The sequence below is a fragment of the Thioalkalivibrio sp. AKL19 genome (genome assembly GCF_000420165.1).
In the GTDB taxonomy this organism is placed as follows: Bacteria; Pseudomonadota; Gammaproteobacteria; order Ectothiorhodospirales; family Ectothiorhodospiraceae; genus Thioalkalivibrio.
Genome location: NZ_ATUK01000010.1, coordinates 524,525 through 543,510 on the forward strand (window position 1 = coordinate 524,525; position 18,986 = coordinate 543,510).

Annotated in this window: 12 protein-coding genes and 1 pseudogene; 7 read left to right on the forward strand and 6 right to left on the reverse strand. The window is 69.6% G+C overall.

What is annotated here, in order from left to right; all coding sequences use genetic code 11:
* Window positions 1-112: 112 nt before the first annotated feature.
* Window positions 113-712 carry a DUF938 domain-containing protein gene (locus F817_RS0104360; protein WP_024326511.1) on the reverse strand — a complete coding sequence of 200 codons (600 nt, stop codon included), beginning with the start codon at window positions 710-712 and terminating at the stop codon, window positions 113-115.
* A gap of 95 nt (window positions 713-807) precedes the next feature.
* Here F817_RS0104360 and F817_RS0104365 point away from each other — a divergent pair, with 95 nt between their 5' ends.
* A complete protein-coding gene (locus F817_RS0104365) occupies window positions 808-1,656 on the forward strand; it encodes a bifunctional nuclease domain-containing protein (protein ID WP_029681034.1) in 849 nt (282 codons plus the stop codon).
* A gap of 22 nt (window positions 1,657-1,678) precedes the next feature.
* Here F817_RS0104365 and pgi read toward each other — a convergent pair whose 3' ends face one another.
* Complete coding sequence (gene pgi, locus F817_RS0104370) at window positions 1,679-3,322, reverse strand: glucose-6-phosphate isomerase (RefSeq protein WP_024326513.1); 1,644 nt, start codon at window positions 3,320-3,322, stop codon at window positions 1,679-1,681.
* Window positions 3,323-3,452: 130 nt separating this feature from the next.
* Here pgi and glgA point away from each other — a divergent pair, with 130 nt between their 5' ends.
* The 5 genes from glgA (at window position 3,453) to F817_RS0104395 (ending at window position 11,185) form a co-directional block, all read left to right on the forward strand.
* On the forward strand, window positions 3,453-4,940 hold the full coding sequence (glgA, locus tag F817_RS0104375; RefSeq protein WP_024326514.1) for a glycogen synthase GlgA: 1,488 nt from the start codon (window positions 3,453-3,455) through the stop codon (window positions 4,938-4,940).
* Between the two features lie 81 nt (window positions 4,941-5,021).
* Window positions 5,022-7,862 carry a phosphoenolpyruvate carboxylase gene (gene ppc, locus F817_RS0104380; RefSeq protein ID WP_024326515.1) on the forward strand — a complete coding sequence of 947 codons (2,841 nt, stop codon included), beginning with the start codon at window positions 5,022-5,024 and terminating at the stop codon, window positions 7,860-7,862.
* A 9-nt stretch (window positions 7,863-7,871) separates the two neighbouring features.
* Window positions 7,872-8,144 (forward strand): PP0621 family protein, encoded by a 273-nt coding sequence (locus tag F817_RS0104385; RefSeq protein WP_024326516.1) that lies wholly within the window; start codon window positions 7,872-7,874, stop codon window positions 8,142-8,144.
* 9 nt (window positions 8,145-8,153) lie between these two features.
* Window positions 8,154-9,791 (forward strand): PAS domain-containing sensor histidine kinase, encoded by a 1,638-nt coding sequence (locus tag F817_RS0104390; protein ID WP_024326517.1) that lies wholly within the window; start codon window positions 8,154-8,156, stop codon window positions 9,789-9,791.
* On the forward strand, window positions 9,788-11,185 hold the full coding sequence (locus F817_RS0104395; protein ID WP_024326518.1) for a sigma-54 dependent transcriptional regulator: 1,398 nt from the start codon (window positions 9,788-9,790) through the stop codon (window positions 11,183-11,185). Before F817_RS0104390 ends, F817_RS0104395 begins: the two co-directional genes overlap by 4 nt.
* A 22-nt stretch (window positions 11,186-11,207) precedes the next feature.
* Here F817_RS0104395 and F817_RS0104400 read toward each other — a convergent pair whose 3' ends face one another.
* The 3 genes from F817_RS0104400 to F817_RS0104410 all read right to left on the reverse strand — a co-directional run bounded on the left by F817_RS0104400 (window position 11,208) and on the right by F817_RS0104410 (window position 15,453).
* On the reverse strand, window positions 11,208-11,429 hold the full coding sequence (locus F817_RS0104400; protein WP_018938018.1) for a hypothetical protein: 222 nt from the start codon (window positions 11,427-11,429) through the stop codon (window positions 11,208-11,210).
* Window positions 11,430-11,744: 315 nt separating this feature from the next.
* Window positions 11,745-14,252 (reverse strand): ATP-dependent helicase HrpB, encoded by a 2,508-nt coding sequence (gene hrpB, locus F817_RS0104405; RefSeq protein ID WP_024326519.1) that lies wholly within the window; start codon window positions 14,250-14,252, stop codon window positions 11,745-11,747.
* 7 nt (window positions 14,253-14,259) lie between these two features.
* A complete protein-coding gene (locus F817_RS0104410) occupies window positions 14,260-15,453 on the reverse strand; it encodes an efflux RND transporter periplasmic adaptor subunit (protein WP_024326520.1) in 1,194 nt (397 codons plus the stop codon).
* Between the two features lie 441 nt (window positions 15,454-15,894).
* On the opposite strand from F817_RS0104410, the pseudogene F817_RS14825 reads away from it, so the two are divergent.
* A pseudogene (locus tag F817_RS14825) lies at window positions 15,895-16,155 on the forward strand (hypothetical protein).
* Window positions 16,156-16,615: 460 nt separating this feature from the next.
* On the opposite strand, the gene F817_RS0104415 reads toward F817_RS14825, so the two are convergent.
* Complete coding sequence (locus tag F817_RS0104415; RefSeq protein ID WP_024326521.1) at window positions 16,616-18,976, reverse strand: ABC transporter permease; 2,361 nt, start codon at window positions 18,974-18,976, stop codon at window positions 16,616-16,618.
* Window positions 18,977-18,986 lie beyond the last annotated feature (10 nt).

Below are 18,986 nucleotides of genomic sequence, written 5' to 3' on the forward strand. Positions count from 1 at the left end.
CGTGCGCGCCGGGCGCCCATCACTGTTTCTCTTCCAAACTTCCCATCTTCCTGTAAATCGCTGTTGACCCAGCCCTTCTTCGTGCGCTTCGTGGCAGTCGCGCCCTAAAGATTCACGTCCTGCGCCAGAGGCGGATCTGGTTGTTGGCCGGCATGTCGATGACGGCCTCGGGCTCCAGTCCGTGGCGGGCGGCGAGGGCGTCCAGGTCGGCGCAGTCGCGCACGCCCATGCCCGGATCTTGCGCCCGCAGCATCTGGTCGAACCGGGCGTTGGATTCGGCGGTATGCGAACCGTCGTGGGCAAACGGGCCGTACAGCGCAAACAACCCGCCCGCCGCCAGTACCCGGGCCACCCCGGCAAACAGTGCCTCCACCGCAGGCCAGTGCATGATGTGGACGGTGTTCGCGCTGTAGACATACTCGAACGGCCCCTCCGGCCAGGCATCGTGCAGTACGTCCAGTTGCCGCGCCGGCTGCAGGTTGGGTACGGCAGCATCGCGCCGCCATGCCTCCACGCCCGGAAGATTCTCGGCGACGTCGCTGGGGTGCCAGTCCAGGTGCGGCAATGCCGCGGCAAAGTGGACCGCATGCTGCCCCGTGCCGGCACCGATCTCCAGAACCCGCCCGTGGGCATGAAAGCGCTCGCGAAGAACCGCCAGGATGGGCGCCCGGTTCTGTTCAGCGGCCGGGGCATAGGGCTTGTCGGAGGTCATCTCGGCAATCCGTAAGCAGAAGCAGGCCCCGTATTCTGGACGCCTCGTGGCCGCACTGCCATGATCGGGAGACATCCCCTTCCCAGGCGCCCCCGATGATGCCCCGCTCCCGGTTGTCCCTGCCCGTCTTGCTCGCCCTGCTTCTCGTCATGGCCGGCGAGGCCCTGGCGCGCGACATGGCGACCGACCCGGATCGCCTGCTCCCGGTCGAGCTGGCCACGGTCGGGGTCGATGCCAACTCTGACGCCCCCATCGCGTTGCTGCGACACCCGGCCTCCGGCGAAGTGGTGCCGATCGTGATCGGCACCGACCAGGCCCGCGCGATCCTGCTGGCAATGCACGAGGTCCCGCTGTCGCGCCCGCAGACCCACGACCTGATGATCGACCTGCTGGAGCAGCTGGATGCGCGCCTGGAACGGGTAATCGTCGACGGCCTGGAGAACGGCACCTATCTCGGCTGGCTGGAGGTGCGGGTCGCCGGCGAGGACGAACCGCGACTGATCGACACCCGTCCCAGCGACGGGCTCGCCCTGGCCGTGCGCAGCGGCGCCGCCATCCACGTCGCCCCGGAGATCCTCGAGGCCGAGGTGCCCTTCGACTACACACCCCCGGGCGACGACGAAGTCGTCACCGCCCTTGGGATCACCGTGGTCGAGGCGCGCGACGACCTGCGCGAGGCCCTGGAGCTGCCCGATGCCCCCGGCGTGCTGGTCAGTCGAGCGGCGGGCCGTGCCGCGAGCGCCGGCGTGACCCACGGGGCCCTGATCCTGGAGGTCAACGGCCGCACGCCCACCACGCCGATGGACTTCCTCGAGGCGGTCTCGGCCACGCCGGAGGGCGAGGAGGCCGAGATCCGCTACTGGCTGGACGGCGAGACCCGGACCATCACCCTGCCCACGGACGTCCCCGCGATCGAGGAGTCCGACGACGCCCTGACCGTCTGAGCAGAGCCGGAACGGACGCGGGTCAGTCCCGCGGCGTAAGCCGCGGGCGCAGCCAGTCGAGCGTGGCGGTGGTTGCAAGGTCGTGCTCGCCGGTGGTCGCGCCGGGCGCCAGATCCTCGAGCACCTGACCGGCCAGCTGCTTGCCCAGCTCCACCCCCCACTGATCGAAGGCGTTGATGCCCCACAACGTCGCCAGCACGTAGATCTTGTGCTCGAACAGGGCGATAAGGGCACCCAGCGTGGCCGGATCCAGGCGTTCCAGCAAAATCAGCGTGCTCGGCCGATTGCCGGGGAAGGTCCGGTGCGGCGCCAGCGCGTCGATCGCGTCGGGCGACTGTCCGGCCGCCGCCATCTCAGCGCGCACCGCGGCCTCGTCCTTGCCCATCGCCAGTGCCTCGGCCTGCGCCACCAGGTTCGCGATCAGCAGCGGATGCTGCGCCGGCAGATCATGCTCGGGGCGGGCCACTCCGATGAACTCGGCCGGGATGAAACGCGTGCCCTGGTGCAGCAACTGGAAGAAAGCGTGCTGGCCGTCGGTGCCCACCGCGCCCCAGACCACCGCGCCGGTGTCGTCCCTCACCACCTGACCGTCCAGCCCCACGCGCTTGCCCAGGCTCTCCATCTCCGCCTGCTGCAGATACGGCGGCAGCAGTGACAGGCGCTCGTCGTAGGGCAGCACCGCACGGGATTGCGAGCCCAGCAGATTCTGGTTCCACAGGTCCACCAGGGCCATGCGCACCGCGGCATTGCTGGAGACCGGCGTCTGGCGCACGTGCTCGTCCATGGCATGAGCCCCGCCGAGAAAGGCACGGAAGCCGTCCATGCCCAGCAGCAGCGCCACCGGCAGCCCGATGCTGGACCACACCGAATAGCGCCCGCCGACCCAGTCCCAGAATCCGAACATGTTGTCCGGGTCGATGCCGAACGCGGTTACCCGGTCGCGCGCGGTGGATACGGCCACGAAGTGGCGCGCGACGGCCGAGTCGTCCGGCGCATGCCGCAGGAGCCAGGCGCGGGCCGCACGGGCATTGGTCAGGGTCTCCTGGGTGCCGAAGGTCTTCGACGCGACGATGAACAGCGTGGTTTCCGGATCGGCCTCGCGCAGCACCGCGGAGAGCGCCGCGCCGTCCACGTTGGAGACGAACTGGACGGTCAGCGGCACACCTTCGGCCGTCGCCCGTGCATACGGCGCGAGCGCCCGACAGACCATGCGCGGCCCGAGGTCGGAACCCCCGATGCCGATATTCACCACGCGCTGGATCGGGCGGCCACTGTAGCCGCGATGGGCCCCGTCGTGGATCCGCCGCACGAACGTCTCGACCCGGTCGAGCTGCGCATGCACCTGCGGAACCACGTCCACGCCATCCACTTCGCAGCGCGCCTCGCGCGGCAGGCGCAGGGCCGTATGCAACGCCGCCCGTCCCTCGGTGGTATTGACCCGTTCACCGGCGAACAGCACGCGCAGCGCCTCCGGCACCTCGCAGGCCGCGGCGCGTTCGAACAACGCATCCCAGGCCGCACCGTCCAGGCGCTGGCGCGTCCAGTCGAGGCGCAAACCGGCAACTTCCTCCACGTCCCGCTGCACGCGATCCGGATCGCGCGCGAACAGCTCGCGGAGCGTCTCGTCCTCCAGCCGGCGGGCCTCGACCCGCAAGGCACTGTCCATCGCCGCGTCCATTCCTGCCGTCATCCTGTTTCCTCGGTTGTCCTTGTCCCAGAGTGCCGCCCCGGCCCCTGCGTTACAATTAACAGAAAGTCATCCGGCGCCGCCGGTTCCGTACTTGGGGATTTTCTGCATGCGCATCCTTTTCGCCAGCAGCGAGGCCTACGGTCTGGTCAAGACCGGGGGCCTCGCCGATGTCAGCGCCAGCCTGCCGGCCGCCCTGCGCCGCCGGCGCCAGGATGTGCGCCTGGTACTGCCGGGCTATCCCGAGGCCTGCCGCAACCTGGTGGATGCCACCCCGCGCCCGGGCCCGGAGGGCGCCCCGTGGCAGCTCCTCGAGGGCCACCTGCCGGGGACCCGGCTGCCGGTCTACCTGGTCGACTGGCCGGAATACTTCCAGCGCGCCGGCAACCCCTACAGTGCCAGCAACGGCATGGACTGGCCGGACAACGCCCAGCGCTTTGCCGGCTTCGCCCGCGCCATCGTGGCCCTGGCACGCGACGAGGCCGGGCTGGACTGGGCGCCGGAGCTGGTCCACCTGAACGACTGGCAAACCGGTCTGGTCCCGTTGCTGCTGGACCCGGAACGCACCGGCGTCGAGCGCCCGCGGACCGTGTTCACCATCCACAACCTGGCCTACCAGGGCCTGTTCCCGGCGAGCACGCTGCAAGACCTGAACCTGCCCGCGAAGCTGTGGCACCCGGAGGCCCTGGAGTTTCACGACCAGCTCTCGTTCATGAAGGCGGCCCTGGTCTTCGCCGATGCCATCACTACGGTCTCGCCCACCTACGCCCGCGAGATCCAGGACCCGGCCTCGGGCATGGGCCTGGACGGCGTCCTGCGTGCCCGCAGCGAGGACCTGCACGGCATCCTGAACGGGGTGGACTACCGCGACTGGGACCCGGCGCGCGACCGTCATATCGCCACGCGCTACAGCGCCGACGACCTCTCCGGCAAGGCCGCCAACAAGACCGCGCTGCAGACCCGCATGGGCCTGGAACCGAACCCGGACGTCCCGTTGCTGGGGCACGTCGGCCGCATGGTGGAGCAAAAGGGCGTGGACCTGCTGCACGCCGCCTGCACCCCGCTGCTGGAGGCCGGACGCATCCAGCTCGCCCTCGTCGGCTCGGGCCAGAAGGACCTGGAACACGCCACCGGCGCCCTCGCGCGCGCCTACCCCGGACGGGTTGGCGTGCACATCGGCTACGACGAGCCCCTGGCCCACCAGATCGAGGCCGGCGCCGACCTGTTCCTGATGCCGTCGCGCTTCGAGCCCTGCGGGCTCAACCAGCTCTACAGCCTGCGCTACGGTACCCCGCCGGTGGTCCATGCCACCGGCGGTCTGGCCGACACCGTGGTGGATGCCACGCCGGAGAACCTCGACGCCGGCACCGCGACCGGTTTCAGCTTCACGCCGGACAGCATCGCCGCGCTCGGCGCCGCCCTGGAGCGGGCCCTCGAGTTGCACGCCGCCCGCGGCGACGGGCGCTGGGAGCAGCTGATGCGCAACGGCATGACCCGCGACTTCGGCTGGAACGCCAGCGCCGACGCCTATCTCGCCCTGTACCGCGAACAGCTCCCGCGCCGCAGCCGGCGTGCGAAGGCGGCATCTGCGCTATAATCGCGTGCTTTTCGCGACTTCCCGACCCCAAACGGCAAGCCCAGGCAGCGGCAATCGTCGTCCTGCACGCACAGGCCCGATATGACTCGAAGCGATCAACACGACCGATTCCTCCCCAAGGACAAGGAACTGCGCGCCCGCGTGCGCCTGTTCGGGGAACTCCTGGGCAACGTGATCCACAAGCTGGAAGGCCAGGCCGTCTTCGACGCGGTGGAAAAGCTGCGCCGCGGCTTCGTCAGCCTGCGCAAGGACGAGGACCCGGAGTTGCGCCGCCAGCTGATGGCCGACATCACGGACTTCGACGCTTCGCTCACCGAGCGCGTAATCCGCGCCTTCAGCATCTACTTCAGCCTGGTCAACATCGCCGAGGAAGACCTGTTCTACCGCTGGCGCCGCGCCCAGGTCTCCAGTGGTGAACCGCTGTGGACCGGCTCCTTCGACCAGACCCTGCGCGAGTTGCACGATGAAGGCGTCACCGCCGAGGAACTGGAGCGGCTGCTCGACGAGCTGCACTACCAGCCGGTATTCACCGCCCACCCCACCGAGGCCCGCCGCCGGACCACGATGGAGAACCAGCGCCGGGTCTTCGAGACCGCCGACCGGCTGAACCAGCCGGGTCTGGGCGAGGAGGAACGCCGGCTGATCACCGAGGAACTGGAGACCCAGATCCAGCTCCTCTGGCGCACCAACGAAGTTCGGGTGAAGAAGCCGCAGGTCCAGGACGAGATCAAGTACGGCCTGTTCTATTTCGAGGAGAGCCTGTTCGAGGCGATCCCGCAGTCCTATCGCTTCCTCGAGAAGGCCATCCGTCGCATCTACGGCGTCAACCCGGACGGCAGCCTGCCGGTGCGCATCCCGGCCTTCCTGCACTTCGGCTCCTGGATCGGCGGCGACCGCGACGGCAACCCGAACGTGACCCCCGAGGTCACCGAGCTTTCCTGTCGCCTGGCGATGGAACAGGTGCTGCGCGAATACATCAAGCGGGTCAATCACCTGCGCAACGTGCTGACCCATTCGTCGTTCATGTGCCAGCCGTCCCAGGAATTCCTCGACAGCCTGGACTCCGACGCCAACATCGCCAACGCGGTGTTCCAGGGCGCCTCCGACCGCTTCGAGAGCGAGCCCTACCGGCGCAAGCTCTACATCATGCGCTACCGCCTGCGCGAGACCCTGGACACCGTGGTCCGCCGGGTGCACGGCGAGGCGGCGGTACTGCCGACCAACAGCGCCTATGCCGATGCCCAGGCCTTCCTGAACGACCTCAAACTGATCCGCAACTCGCTGATCAGTCACGGGGACCGCAATATCGCCAGCGGCGCGCTGACCGACCTGATTCGCCTGGTCGAGACCTTCGGCTTTCACCTGCACCACCTGGACGTGCGCCAGGAATCCACCGTCCACACCGACGCCGTTGCGGAGATCCTCGGCCAGCTGGCCCCGGACACCGACTACGCCGCGCTGGACGAGGCCGGACGCCAGAAGACCCTGAGTGACCTGATCGCTGCCGAGAAGCTGGCCGAATTGGACCGCGAGGCCCTGGGCGAGACCACCCGCGAGACCCTGCGCGTGTTCGAGGTCATCCGGGGCATGCGCCGCGAGGTCGGCCCGGACGGCATCGGCACCTACGTGATCTCCATGACCCACGCCGCCTCGCATGTGCTGGAGGTCCTGCTGCTGGGCCGTCTGGCGGGCCTGGCAGGCGACGACGAGCAGGGCCAGCCGTTCTGCCACCTGCGCATCTCGCCGCTGTTCGAGACCATCGAGGACCTGCTGCACGTCGAGGACGTCCTCGAGGGCCTGCTGTCCAATCCGGTCTACGCCCGGCTGCTGGCCGCCTCCGGCAACATCCAGGACGTGATGCTCGGCTACTCGGATTCCTGCAAGGACGGCGGCATCCTCGCCTCCAGCTGGAACCTCTACGAGGCACAGAAGAAGATCGTCGGCATCACCGACCGCTTCGGCGTGCGCTGCCAGCTGTTCCACGGCCGCGGCGGCACCGTCGGGCGCGGCGGCGGCCCGACCCACGAATCGATCCTCGCCCAGCCCCCGGCCACCGTGCAGGGGCGCATCAAGTTCACCGAGCAGGGCGAGGTGCTGTCGTACAAGTACTCCAACGTGGAGACCGCGGTGTACGAACTGGGCATGGGCGCGACCGGCGTCATGCTCGCCTCGCGCAGCCTGATCCGGCCACCGCGCCAGGATCGCGATGACTACCGCGCCACCATGCAGGATCTCGCGGAGTGCGGCGAGGACGCCTATCGCGAACTGATCGACCGCACCGACGGCGTGCTCGACTACTTCTACGAGATCACCCCAGTGCAGGAGATCGGCTTCCTGAACATCGGCTCGCGCCCATCACACCGGCGCAAGACCGACCGCTCCAAGAGCTCCATCCGCGCGATTCCCTGGGTCTTCGGCTGGGCCCAGGCCCGCCACACCCTGCCCGCCTGGTACGGCATCGGCACCGCCTTGGAACGCTGGCGTGGTGACGATCCCGAACGCCTGGCCCAGCTCCAGCGCATGTACCAGGAGTGGCCATTCTTCCGCTCGCTGTTGTCCAACTGCCAGATGGCCCTGACCAAGGCCGACATGCGCACCGCGGCCGAATATGCCCGCCTGTGCAGCGATCCGGAACTGGCCGAGCGCATCTATGCCCGGGTACGCGAGGAACACAGCCGCACCGTGACCGAGGTGCTGCGGGTCGCGCAGCTGGACGCCCTGATGGACGAGACGCCCTTGCTGGCGCGCTCCCTGCAGCGGCGCAATCCGTACCTGGACCCGCTCAACAGCATCCAGATCCACCTGCTGCGCCAGTCGCGCCAGTTCGACGCCGAAGCCGACGACGATGCCGACAACCCGTGGCTGTCGCCTATGCTGCGCTCGATCAACGCCATCGCCGCGGGCATGCGCAATACCGGCTAGAATCCCGTCATGCGCCTGCTGCTCCTGATCGTTGCCATCGTCGCCGTGTTCCTTGCGGTACGCACTCTGGTGCGCTCCAGCGGCAACCGCAAGCAGGTGTCGCAGGGAGAGCGCCCTGAGCGCCTCAAGGAAGGCGGCGCGGTGATCCGCTGCGCCTTCTGCGGCGTGCACGTACCGGAGGCCGAGGCCTACCGCGACGGGGACCGCCTGTACTGCTCGCGCCAGCATGCCGAGGTCGACCGCAGCCGCTCCGACGCCGATTCCCGCTCCGACGACGACTGAGCCCCGTCCATGGGTAACCATACCGGGGGAAACACGCCAATCGACGCCGACACCCGGCGATCCGCCTGGCTGTTTGCGCTCTACCGGGTGTTTGTCGCCGCAGTCCTGCTCCTGCTCGGGCTGTTTCCGGATACACCGCTCGGCCTGCATGTGGTGGCGCCCCAGTTCTATGCCGTCATCGCCACCGGGTATCTCGCCTTCGCCCTGGCCGCCGCGGCCTTCGCCTGGCGCTGCACCCAGAACCCCGACACCACCAGCCTCAGCCGCATCGCCCTGATCGGGGGCGCCGGCGACGGCGTCGGCCTGATCGCGCTGCTGGTCGTCTCCGGCGGGGTCGGGACCGGCATCGGCCTGCTGCTGGTCCCCGCCCTGGTCGCCGCCGTGCTGCTCTCCAGTGCGCGATTCGCCCTGAGCCTGGCCGCCATCGCCACCCTGGCGCTGTTGCTGGCCGAACTCGTCAGCGCTCTGCTGCTGCAAACCAGCGAAAGCGCCATCACCCAGGCCGGGCTGCTCGGCGCCACCCTGTTCGCGGCCGGGCTACTGGCACGCCATTTTGCCCGCCACGCCGGCGAGACCCGCGCCCAGGTGGAGCGCCAGGAGGCCGATCTGGCCAACCTGGCCGAGTTGAACGCGCAGATCATCGCGCGCATGAGCGCCGGCGTGATCGCCGTCGATCCGGACGGCTACATCCGCTCCATCAACGAGGCCGCACGCCGGCTGCTGCCACCGCGGCCGGGACGGCACCTGTCGTCGCTGTCGCCCTCCGTGGCGCGGGTCATCCGCGAGTGGCAGCGAAACGGCATGCCCAACACCAGCCAGCAGCTGCCGGGCGATCGCGACCAGCCGGCCCTGCGGATCCGCCTCGCCCCACTGGGCGACCGCGGGGACCAGGGCACCCTGCTGATCCTCGAGGATGCCGGCGAACTCCAGCGCCAGGCACAGGCCAGCAAGCTCCAGGCCCTGGGGCGGCTGACCGCCAGCATCGCCCACGAGATCCGCAATCCGCTGGGCGCCATCAGCCACAGTGCCCAGCTGCTGGGCGAATCGCCGGATCTCAAGCCCCACGACCAGCGCCTGCTCGACATCATCAACAACCAGAGCAAGCGGGTGAACGAACTGATCTCCAATGTCCTCAGCCTGTCGCGCCGGGAGACCGGCGAGCGCGAGCGGCTGAACCTGCAGGAGTCCCTGGACCGCTTCGCCGAGGAGTTCTGCGGCGCGCTGCAACTCCCCCGGGAGACCCTGCACGCCCGGGTGGAACCGGGAGATTCCGAGATCCAGTTCGACCGCTCCCAGCTCAACCAGATCCTGTGGAACCTGTGCACCAACGCACGCATCCACGGCGGCCACGACACGCCGGACAGTCCGCCCATCGTGCTGCGCGGTGGTGCCGGCCAGGTCGCGCGCGTCGTCAGCCTGGACGTGATCGACGCCGGCCCCGGGATCTCCACCGAGCAGGAAAAGGACCTGTTCGAGCCGTTCGTCTCCGGGCGCACGGGGGGGACCGGGCTCGGCCTGTACATCTCGCGCATGCTGTGCGAAAACAACGGGGCCTCGCTGGAGTACGTCCGGACACCCACCGGGGGCTGTTTCCGGATCCTGTTCGCTCCCCTGGAAGCCGATTCGCCAAAGGAACAAGGCGCATGAGTATCCGCCACGTGCTGGTCGTGGACGACGAGCCCGATATCTGCGAACTGCTCGAGATCACCCTGGCCCGCATGGGGCTGGAGGCCACCACGGCCACCCGGCTGGAGCCGGCGCGGGCCCTGATCGCCGAGCGCGACTTCGACCTGTGCCTGACCGACATGCGCCTGCCCGACGGCGACGGGCTGGATCTCGTCCGCCATATCCAGTGTGAGCGTCCGGAACTCCCGGTGGCCGTGATCACGGCCCACGGCAGCGTGGATACGGCGGTGCAGGCCCTGAAGCTGGGGGCCTTCGACTTCGTCAGCAAACCAGTGGATCTCAAGCAGCTGCGCGAACTGATCGACGCGGCCCTGCGCCTGGAGACCGGAAGCCCGGGTCCCGACGCGTCCGATGACGATGCCGCCCCGGCCACCCCCGACGACAGCCCCCTGCTGGGCCAGTCCGAACCCATGCAGCGGCTGCGCGCCACCATCCACAAGCTGGCGCGCAGCCAGGCCCCGGTGTTCATCTCCGGCGAGTCCGGTTCCGGCAAGGAGCTGGTCGCCCGCGAGATCCATCGCCTCGGCCCGCGCGCCGAGCGGCCGTTCGTGCCGGTCAACTGCGGCGCCATCCCCAGCGAGCTGATGGAAAGCGAATTCTTCGGCCACCGCAAGGGCGCCTTCACCGGCGCCACCCAGGACCACACCGGCCTGTTCCAGTCCGCCGATGGCGGCACGCTGTTTCTCGACGAGGTCGCCGACCTGCCGCTGCCGATGCAGGTCAAGCTGCTGCGCGCCATCCAGGAACGCGCCATCAAGCCGGTCGGCGGCACCCGCGAGATCCCGGTGGACGTACGCATCCTCAGCGCCACTCACCACGACCTGGAGAAGGCCGTGCGCGAGGGCCGTTTCCGCCAGGACCTCTACTACCGCCTGAACGTGATCGAACTGAAGGTGCCACCGTTGCGCAGCCGCCGCGGCGATATCACGCGCCTGGCCACACGCATCCTGAGACGCATCAGCGAGCAGTGGCAAACCGGCGACCTGGAGCTGGCGCCCGATGCCCTCGCGGCCCTGGAGGGACACAGCTTCCCCGGCAACGTCCGCGAACTGGAGAACGTCCTGGAACGCGCCGCCACGCTGTGCGAGGGCCCGCTGATCCACGCCGACAACATCGACCTGCCGGCCAACGGTCTCGGCACCGAACCCGCTACCGACGGGATCTCCGACTGCCCCGCGGACAACACCCGGAACGAGAAGGACCGGGCCCTGGACGACCAGCTCGCCGCGCAGGAACGCCAGGCCATTGCCACCGCCCTGCAACAGACCGGCGGCAACCGCACGGCCGCCGCACGCCTGCTCGGCCTCAGCTTTCGCCAGCTGCGCTACCGCCTGAAGAAACTCGGGATCGAGTAACCGCTCGCCGGTCGGCCCGGCGCTACAGCAGATCCACCCATTCGGTCAGGGCAAACCAGATCACGTAGCCGCCGTAGAGCAGCAGGAAGATGACGCTGAGCACCGTGATTGGACGAAACCCCTTCACGTCCACCTGATAGGACACATCCTCCCCTCGCGCGCGGCGGCGGCGTACATCCATCCAGCGCGACACCCGCCACCAGACGAACAGCAGGATCAGGATCACGGTCAGAAACTTCAGCATCGGGGTTCGCTTCCTCGCACGGGACTCGCAACAGCACTGAACGCGACACTACCCGAGAACGCCACCCGCCGCATCGTCCCCACCACCCCGCGCCCCAGGTGCTGCCTGGCGCCCATCACCCCGGCGTCATCCCGCCTGCAGCGCAGCGAAGAGCCGGGATCTCCGCGGCCATGGCCACCCCGACGCCCGAAATCCCGCATAACCGCTCCGCGGTTTCCGGGATGACGACACAGGGGGTCACGCGCGGCGTCCCGCGTTGTGCTGACCTCTGTGGGAGCCTGCTTGCAGGCGAAGCCCCCGCCAAACCTGAACTGCCTACCCACGCCGCTTCGCATGCCGCGTGGCCGGCGCATTCCACGGATCCTCCGGCCACGGGTGTTTCGGGTAACGGCCCTTCAGCTCGCGCCGCACCTCCGGGTAGCCGTTCTCCCAGAAACTCTTCAGATCCTGGGTGACCTGCACCGGGCGCCGCGCCGGCGAAAGCAGGTGCAGCACCAGCGCCACGCGACCTCCGGCCACAGCGGGCGTTTCCGTCAGGCCGAACACCTCCTGCAGCTTCACCGCCAGCACCGGCGGGTCCTGCGTGTAGTCCACCCGGTGGGCGGAACCGGAAGGCACCGCGATACGGGCCGGCGCGTCGCGCTCCAGTCGCTGCTGATGCTCCCAGTCCAGCCGCGCGCGCAGGATCGCCGCCAGGCCCAGCCGACCCAGATCGCGCAGCCGCGTCATTCCGGCCAGGTACGGCCCCAGCCAGTCCTCGAGACCGGCCAGTAACGCGGCGTCACCCATGTCGGGAAAGCCCGCCTCCGGCATCACCTGATGCAGCAGCTGGATGCGTGCACGCAGCTGGGTCGCCGCGTCATCCCACGGCAGCAGCGCCAGCCCTTCGCGGCGCAGTCGCTCGCACCAGCGCGGGATCGTGGACGCCGGGTCGTCCAGCGCGACCATCTGCCGCTCGACCACCAACGTGCCAATGCGGCGGATGCGCGCGTTCTCCAGCCGCGCCCCGTCCTCCACCCAGTCGCAACGCGTCTCGCGGTGGAAAAGCTCCGGGGCCTCGCGCTCCAGCGCGGCCAGGTCCAGCTCCACCGCGCAGCGGATACGGGCCTCGCGCTCGGCGTCGGTGCAATCCACCGCCACCAGGTACTCGGCATGCGCCAGGCGCTCGCGCTCCGACAGCAACGCCCCGCGGCCATTGCCCATCACGAAGCGCCCGGCCTGCCCGCCGCGTGGCCGCGCGATGCGTTCGGGCCAGGCCAGCGCAGCCAGCACCCCCAGCGCCACAGCCTCGTCCAGTACGGATTCTGCTGCGCCGGCGCTGTCGTCCAGCCGCGCCAGGGCCTGCTCAAGCCGCCGCAGCCCGGCTTTCCAGGCGCGGCCACCCGCACGCCGTGCCTGCACCAGGCGCTCCCCCAGTTCCAGCGGTGCACCCGGCCCGGCCATCCCCGGCTCCTCGACCACCACCGCCAGCTCGCAGCCCAGACGCGCAAGTCCCCGCTCGCGCGCCCGCAGCAGCATGTGCGCCAGGCGCGGATGCGTCGGCAGCCGCAGCAGGGCGCGGCCGTGATCGGTGATCCGTCCTTCGCCATCCACCGCGCCCAGCTCCGCGAGGATCGCCTGCGCGGCGGCCATGCCGTGCGCCGGTGGCGGCTCCAGCCAGTCGAGTTCGGCCACCGCCTCGCCCCAGCCCGCCAGCTCCAGGGCCAGCGGCAGCAGATCAACCTGTTGCAGTCCGGGTGTCGCGTAGTCCGGGCGCTGTACCTCCTCGGCACGGGCCCACAGCCGGATCGCGACGCCGGGTTCGGTCCGCCCGGCACGGCCGGCGCGCTGTTCCGCCGCGGCCTTCGAGGCGGCGACCGTCACCAGCCGCGAAAGCCCGGTCGCGGCATCAAAGCGCGGCTCGCGCGACAGCCCCGCGTCGACCACCACGCGCACACCCTCGATGGTCAGGCTGGTCTCGGCAATGTCGGTGGCCAGCACCACCTTGCGTTCGCCCTGCGGGGCCGGGCGCACCGCGCGGTTCTGCTCCTCCGCCGACAGCCGCCCGAACAACGGCGCCACCCGCGCGGGGCCGGACGGTGTCTCCACGGTCTCTCCCAGACGCTCAGCGACCTCGCGGATCTCGCGCTCGCCGGGCAGAAAGACCAGCACCGAACCCCGCTCGGCCTCCAGTGCCTCGCGCACCGCCTGCGCCACGGCGTCGGCCAGCGGGGCGTCCTTCTTCGGCGCCGCATAGCGCACCTCCACGGGGAACTGTCGCCCGCGAGCCCGCAGCACGGGCACGGGGTCCGCCTCCGGCCCCGCAAGCAGTCGCGCCACGGCCTCGTCGTCGAGGGTGGCGGACATCACCACGATCCGCAGCTCGGGGCGCAGCAACCGGCGCACCTGCAGCGCGAAGGCCAGCGCCAGTTCGGCCTCGGGCCGGCGCAGATGAAACTCGTCGAACACGACGGCGCCGACATCCTCCAGCAGCGGGTCGGCCTGGATGCGGCGCAGGAACAGGCCATCGGTGACCAGCTCCACGCGGGTGTTCTCCGAGACCTTCTGCTCGTCGCGCACGCGGTAACCCACCGTCTGCCCGACCGCCTCGCCGCGCTGCGCGGCCATGAACGTGGCCGCCATGCGCGCAGCCAGGCGGCGTGGCTGAAGCACGATGACCCGCCCCCCGGATACGGAATCCGCCAGGTGCAGCGGCACCCGCGTGGTCTTGCCCGCCCCCGGCTCTGCGACCAGCACGGCCGCACCGCACGTGGCGAGCGCGGCATCCAGCGGACTCAGCAGGTCATCCAGCGCCTCGGGCGAGGCATTCGGGGTTTCGACCATCGGCAGGTCAGTTTTCGACGACGCGGGTACCGGCCTGCACGCGGTCGCCCGGGCGGGTGACTACGCGCTCGCCCCCCTCCAGGCCCTCCAGGATCTGGGTCGTGAACCCGGAACGGCGGCCCACCTCGACCCGTCGCGGCTCCGCACGGCCGTCCTCGACCACGTACACCGACCAGTCGCCACGGTCGCGGAACAACGCACTGGTCGGCACCTGCAGCACGTCGTCGCCCTCCCACAGCAGAAACTCGGCCTCCACGCGGTAGCCAACGGCCAGCCCGGCCAGGCGCGCCTCCACCGCATCCAGATCGAGGATCACCGGCACACGCTGTTCGTCCACGCCTAGCGCGGAGATCTTGGTGAAGCCGAACGGCTGCACCCGACGCACCGTGGCGTCCAGCTGCGCGTCACGACCCCAGTCCGTCAGGCGCACGCGCATCCCCGGTACCACGCGCACCGCATCCATCGACAGCAGGTCCACCTGCACCTCCAGGTCGTCCAGATCGCCGACGACCAGTACCGGCTCGCCGGCGCCGATGGTGCCCTCGCAGCAGCGGTAGCGCTCCAGCACTACGCCCTCGGCGGGCGAACGCACGGACAGGGAATCCGCCTCGGATTCCGGCATCTGGCCGCTGGCGATATCCAGCACCACGCGGGCACTCTCGATCTCGCTGCGCGCGACCTCCACCGCCGACTCGCCCGCGCGCACGGCGGAACGCGCCCGGTCGCGCATCGTCTCCATGCGCTCCATCTCGGTCGCGGACACCGCCCCGCGGTCGAACAACTCCTGGTGGCGGCGATACTCGGACTCGGCAAAACGCGCCTCGGCCCGCAGGTTCTCCAGGTTCGCCTCCGCGCTTTGCAGCCGCGAACGCGCGGCGGCCAGGTTCTCGCGCGCCTGCTCGCGCGAGCGCGCATCCAGCGCTGGCGTCGGCAACGGCTCCAGGCGGAACAGCGTATCGCCCAGCGCCACCGCGTCGCCCTCCTCCAGCGCTACCCGATGCAGATAGCCCGCAATCGGCGCCGAAACCGTGTAGGTGTCGCGCAGCCGGGTACGCCCCTCCTCGCGCACGGTCTCCTCGAAGGAGCCCTTGTGCACCTCGCTGAGCGACACCGGCACCGGCTGCGGCCGCAGCGCCCACACCAGTGCGGCCACCCCCGCCAGCACCACCAGCCCAATCGTGATCCGCTTCCTCATCGCCATGCCTTCAGTCTCGCAAATCCTGCTGTCGGGCGCTCCCCCATTCACTCGCATGATGCCTACGGCAAGTCGGCACAGCGACGTCCCTTTTACGGGGCCCAATCCAGCCGCCTTGTGGTGGCTGGCCCCGGTTCGTCATCGGGTGTTTACGGTGCCTTCGTCCGGCCGCCTGCCACGCGCTCTCTCGCGAGCGCACCGCGAGGTACTTCTTTGCTCGTGCAAAGAAGTACCCAAGAAACACGCCCGACTGCCGCGACCCCGGCCCGCTGCGCGGGCCGGGGTTTCCCTCGCTCCGAGGCTTTTCGCGGGCGGCGCTGAACTCGCCACGCTCCGCTCCGCTCAGACATCCAGCGCCTTGAATCCCGCGAAAAGCCTCTCCACTCGGCGCGACGACAACGGGGAGGCAGGTCAAAACAACGGCTATCCCAGCGCTATGGCTAATAGATGATGGCTAGGCTTTCGGACATCTTCGCACCCTCGGCCTTTGGCCATGGCGTGCCGCGCCCGCGAAGCGGGCGCCGGGGGCTTTCGTAGGATGCCGATGAGCGTAGCGAATCGCATCAGGGTTTCGCACGACGTTGGGAGTGGTGCGTTTCGCTGGGCTCAACCGCACCCTACGGGATGCCGCCTGTTTTGACTTTCCCCTCCCGTATGCAGCCCCTTGCGGAAGGGTCCTCGGGCCGGGAGAAGGCGCTGGATGTCTGAGCGAAGCGCAGCGTAGCGAGTTCAGCGCCGCCGGTCCGAGGGCCCTGGAGCAAGGTTCCCGGGCGGAATCCGGGTGTCCTTCTTTGGGTCCTTTCTTGGACAAGCAAGAAAGGACCTCGCGGTGCGCTCGCGAGAGAGCGCGTGGCAGGCGGCCGGACGAAGGCTCCGTAAACACCAGATGCCGAACCGGTGCCAGCCACAACAAGGCACGCGGCCGAACGCAGCCAGTAAAGATCCGCAACCACCGTCACAAGCCCCGTCATTGCGAGGAGCGCAGCGACGAAGCAACCTCCGAAAGCGGGCAATGCTTTCAAGATCTGGCTGCGCTGGTTCCGGATGGAGATTACTCGCTGCGCTCGCCCTTCGGGCCGGCCTGCGGCCGTTCAACGCGCTTCGCGCTTTTGTGCTTCGTCGCTGCGCTCCTCGCAATGACGGCTGGCCTGTTCGGTCCTCCGGAATGTCATTCCGCGGCCTTCAGGGCCTGTACGCGGTCGAGGCTCTGCAGGCGGCGCCAGGCGAGGAAGGCGGTCAGGCTGGCCGCCACCAGGATGCCCAGCGCGGCGAAGCCGTAGGCCTGCGGCGTGATCACCAGCGGTACACGCATCAAATCCATCGCGAAGGCCTGGTTCAGCAGCCAGGCGAAACCGGTGCCGGTGAGCCAGGCGACCGGGATCGCCGCCAGCGTCAGCACGGCGATCTCGCCCAGCAGGATCCAGCTCACCTGGCCGCGCGAGTAGCCGAGCACCTCCAGCGTCGCCAGGTCACGGGCGCGTTCGGCATAGGTGATGCGCGCGTTGTTGTAGGTCACGGCGAAGGCGATGGACACCGCCAGCGCCACGAACACCAGGGCGAACACGATAATGGTCTCGCCGATGTATTCGCGGATGTTGCGCTCGGCTTCCGCGATCAGACCGACGCTGGCCACACGCGGGCGATCCGACAGCCGCGCGAACAGCGCTGCCTCCTGCGCGCGGTCGGTCAGCAGCCAGGCACCGGAGACGGCCGGCCCCTCGCCGATCAGGCGATTCAGCGCCGGGCGGTACATGTAGGCGCCGACGCCGATCGGCTCCTCCACCACCCCGGCCAGCGGGACCGAGACCGTGCGCCGGCGCCCCTCGAGGATCTCCAGCTCCACCGGATCGCCGACGCGCAGCCCCAGCTGCTCCGCCAGGTAGTCGGTCAGCAGGATGCCTTCTTCCGGCAGGCGACCGCGCCCGCCCGCCGTCGGCAACTGACGCAGGCGCGGTTCCGCGTCCAGACCCAGCAGGCGCACGCGCTCCTCGCGGTTCACCCCGACCAGCCGCACCGGGACCGCGCGGAAGGTCTCCACCGCCAGCACGCCCGGCTCGTGGCGCAGCTCCCCGGCCGCGCGCGCCGGCACCGGATCGGTGAACTGCAGGTCGATGTCCATCTGCAGCACCTGCCCGTACTGGGTATCCAGCATCTGATCCACCGCGTTCAGCTGGTAGGCGCCCATCAGCAGCAGTCCGCCGGACAGGCCGATGCCGATCACCGACAGCACGGACTTCAGCCGGTGGCGCGCGAGGTTGCGCAGGATGATGCGGGTCGGCTGGTCCAGCCCGCGCCACGCCGCCGTGCGTTCCATCCAGCCGCGGTGAAAACGTTCCGGTGCCGGTGGGCGCATGGCCTCGGCCGGGGCCATGCGTACCGCCTGCCACACCGCGCGGAAGGTGCCGAGCATGGCCGCGCCCATCGCCACGGCCACCGCCAGCACCATCACCCAGGGCTGCAGGCGAAAGCTCATCGCCGGGAAGCGGAAGTACTCGGCGTAGATGCCGGCCAGGCCCTGCGCGGCCCAGGCCCCGAACGCGAGCCCCAGCGCACAACCCACCAGCACGATGCCGCCGGTCAGCAGGCCGTAGTGCGCGGCAATCGCGCCATTGCCATAGCCAAAGGCCTTGAGCACTGCGATCGGCTCGCGCTGCGAGCGGATGATGCGTCCGACCACGACGTTCAGCAGAAACGCCGCCACCGCCAGGAAGATGGTGGGCAGGATGGCCGCCTGGGCGCGCAGCTGGGTCAGCTCCTCGGACAGGAAGCGATGCGAGAACTGGTCCTCCCGCCCGTAGGCGCCCAGACCGCCGTAGCGGGCCAGCGCGCGGTCCATGGCCTCGATCACGGGCTCCGGGTCGGCGCCCGCTTGCAGACTCACGGTGACGGAGTTGAACGCCCCCTCCATGCCGTAGGCGGCCGCCAGCGCGCGGCGGTTCATCCACAGGATGCCGTAGCGCTCGTAGTCCGGCAGCAGGTCGGTGGGGCTGATCTGGTAGACGAACTCCGGCGACAGCGCGATGCCGCTGATCTGCAGGTCGGTCAAGCGCCCGTCGATGATCGCGCGCAGGGCATCCCCGGCGCCCAGACCGTGCGCCTCGGCGAAGGCCTCGCTGACCACCACCTCGCGCTCGCGGCCCGGCTCGGGCAGCCGGCCCTCGCGCAGGTAGAGCCGGTTCAGGAGCGGCTCGCCCCCGTCCGGCAGGGAGAGCATGGTGCCCCGGATCGGGTCGTCGAAGCCGGCCACCTCCAGACGCACCGGGGCCTGCACCCGGGTCTCGATCTGGTTGATGCCCGGCGCATCGCGGAAGCGCTCCACCGCGCTCTCCGGCGCGCGCGTGATCTCCGCGAACACATCGGCGAACTGGTATTCGGAGTAGAAGCGCTCCTTGGTGATGGTCAGGGCGTCGAGGCTGGTGACCGCGATCACCAGCGTCATCACCCCGCTGGCGATCACCAGCGCGATGGCCGCCGCTTGGCCCTTCAGGTGGCCGAGATCGCGCAGGATCTTGCGGTTCAGGGCGCGCACGAGACGGGAC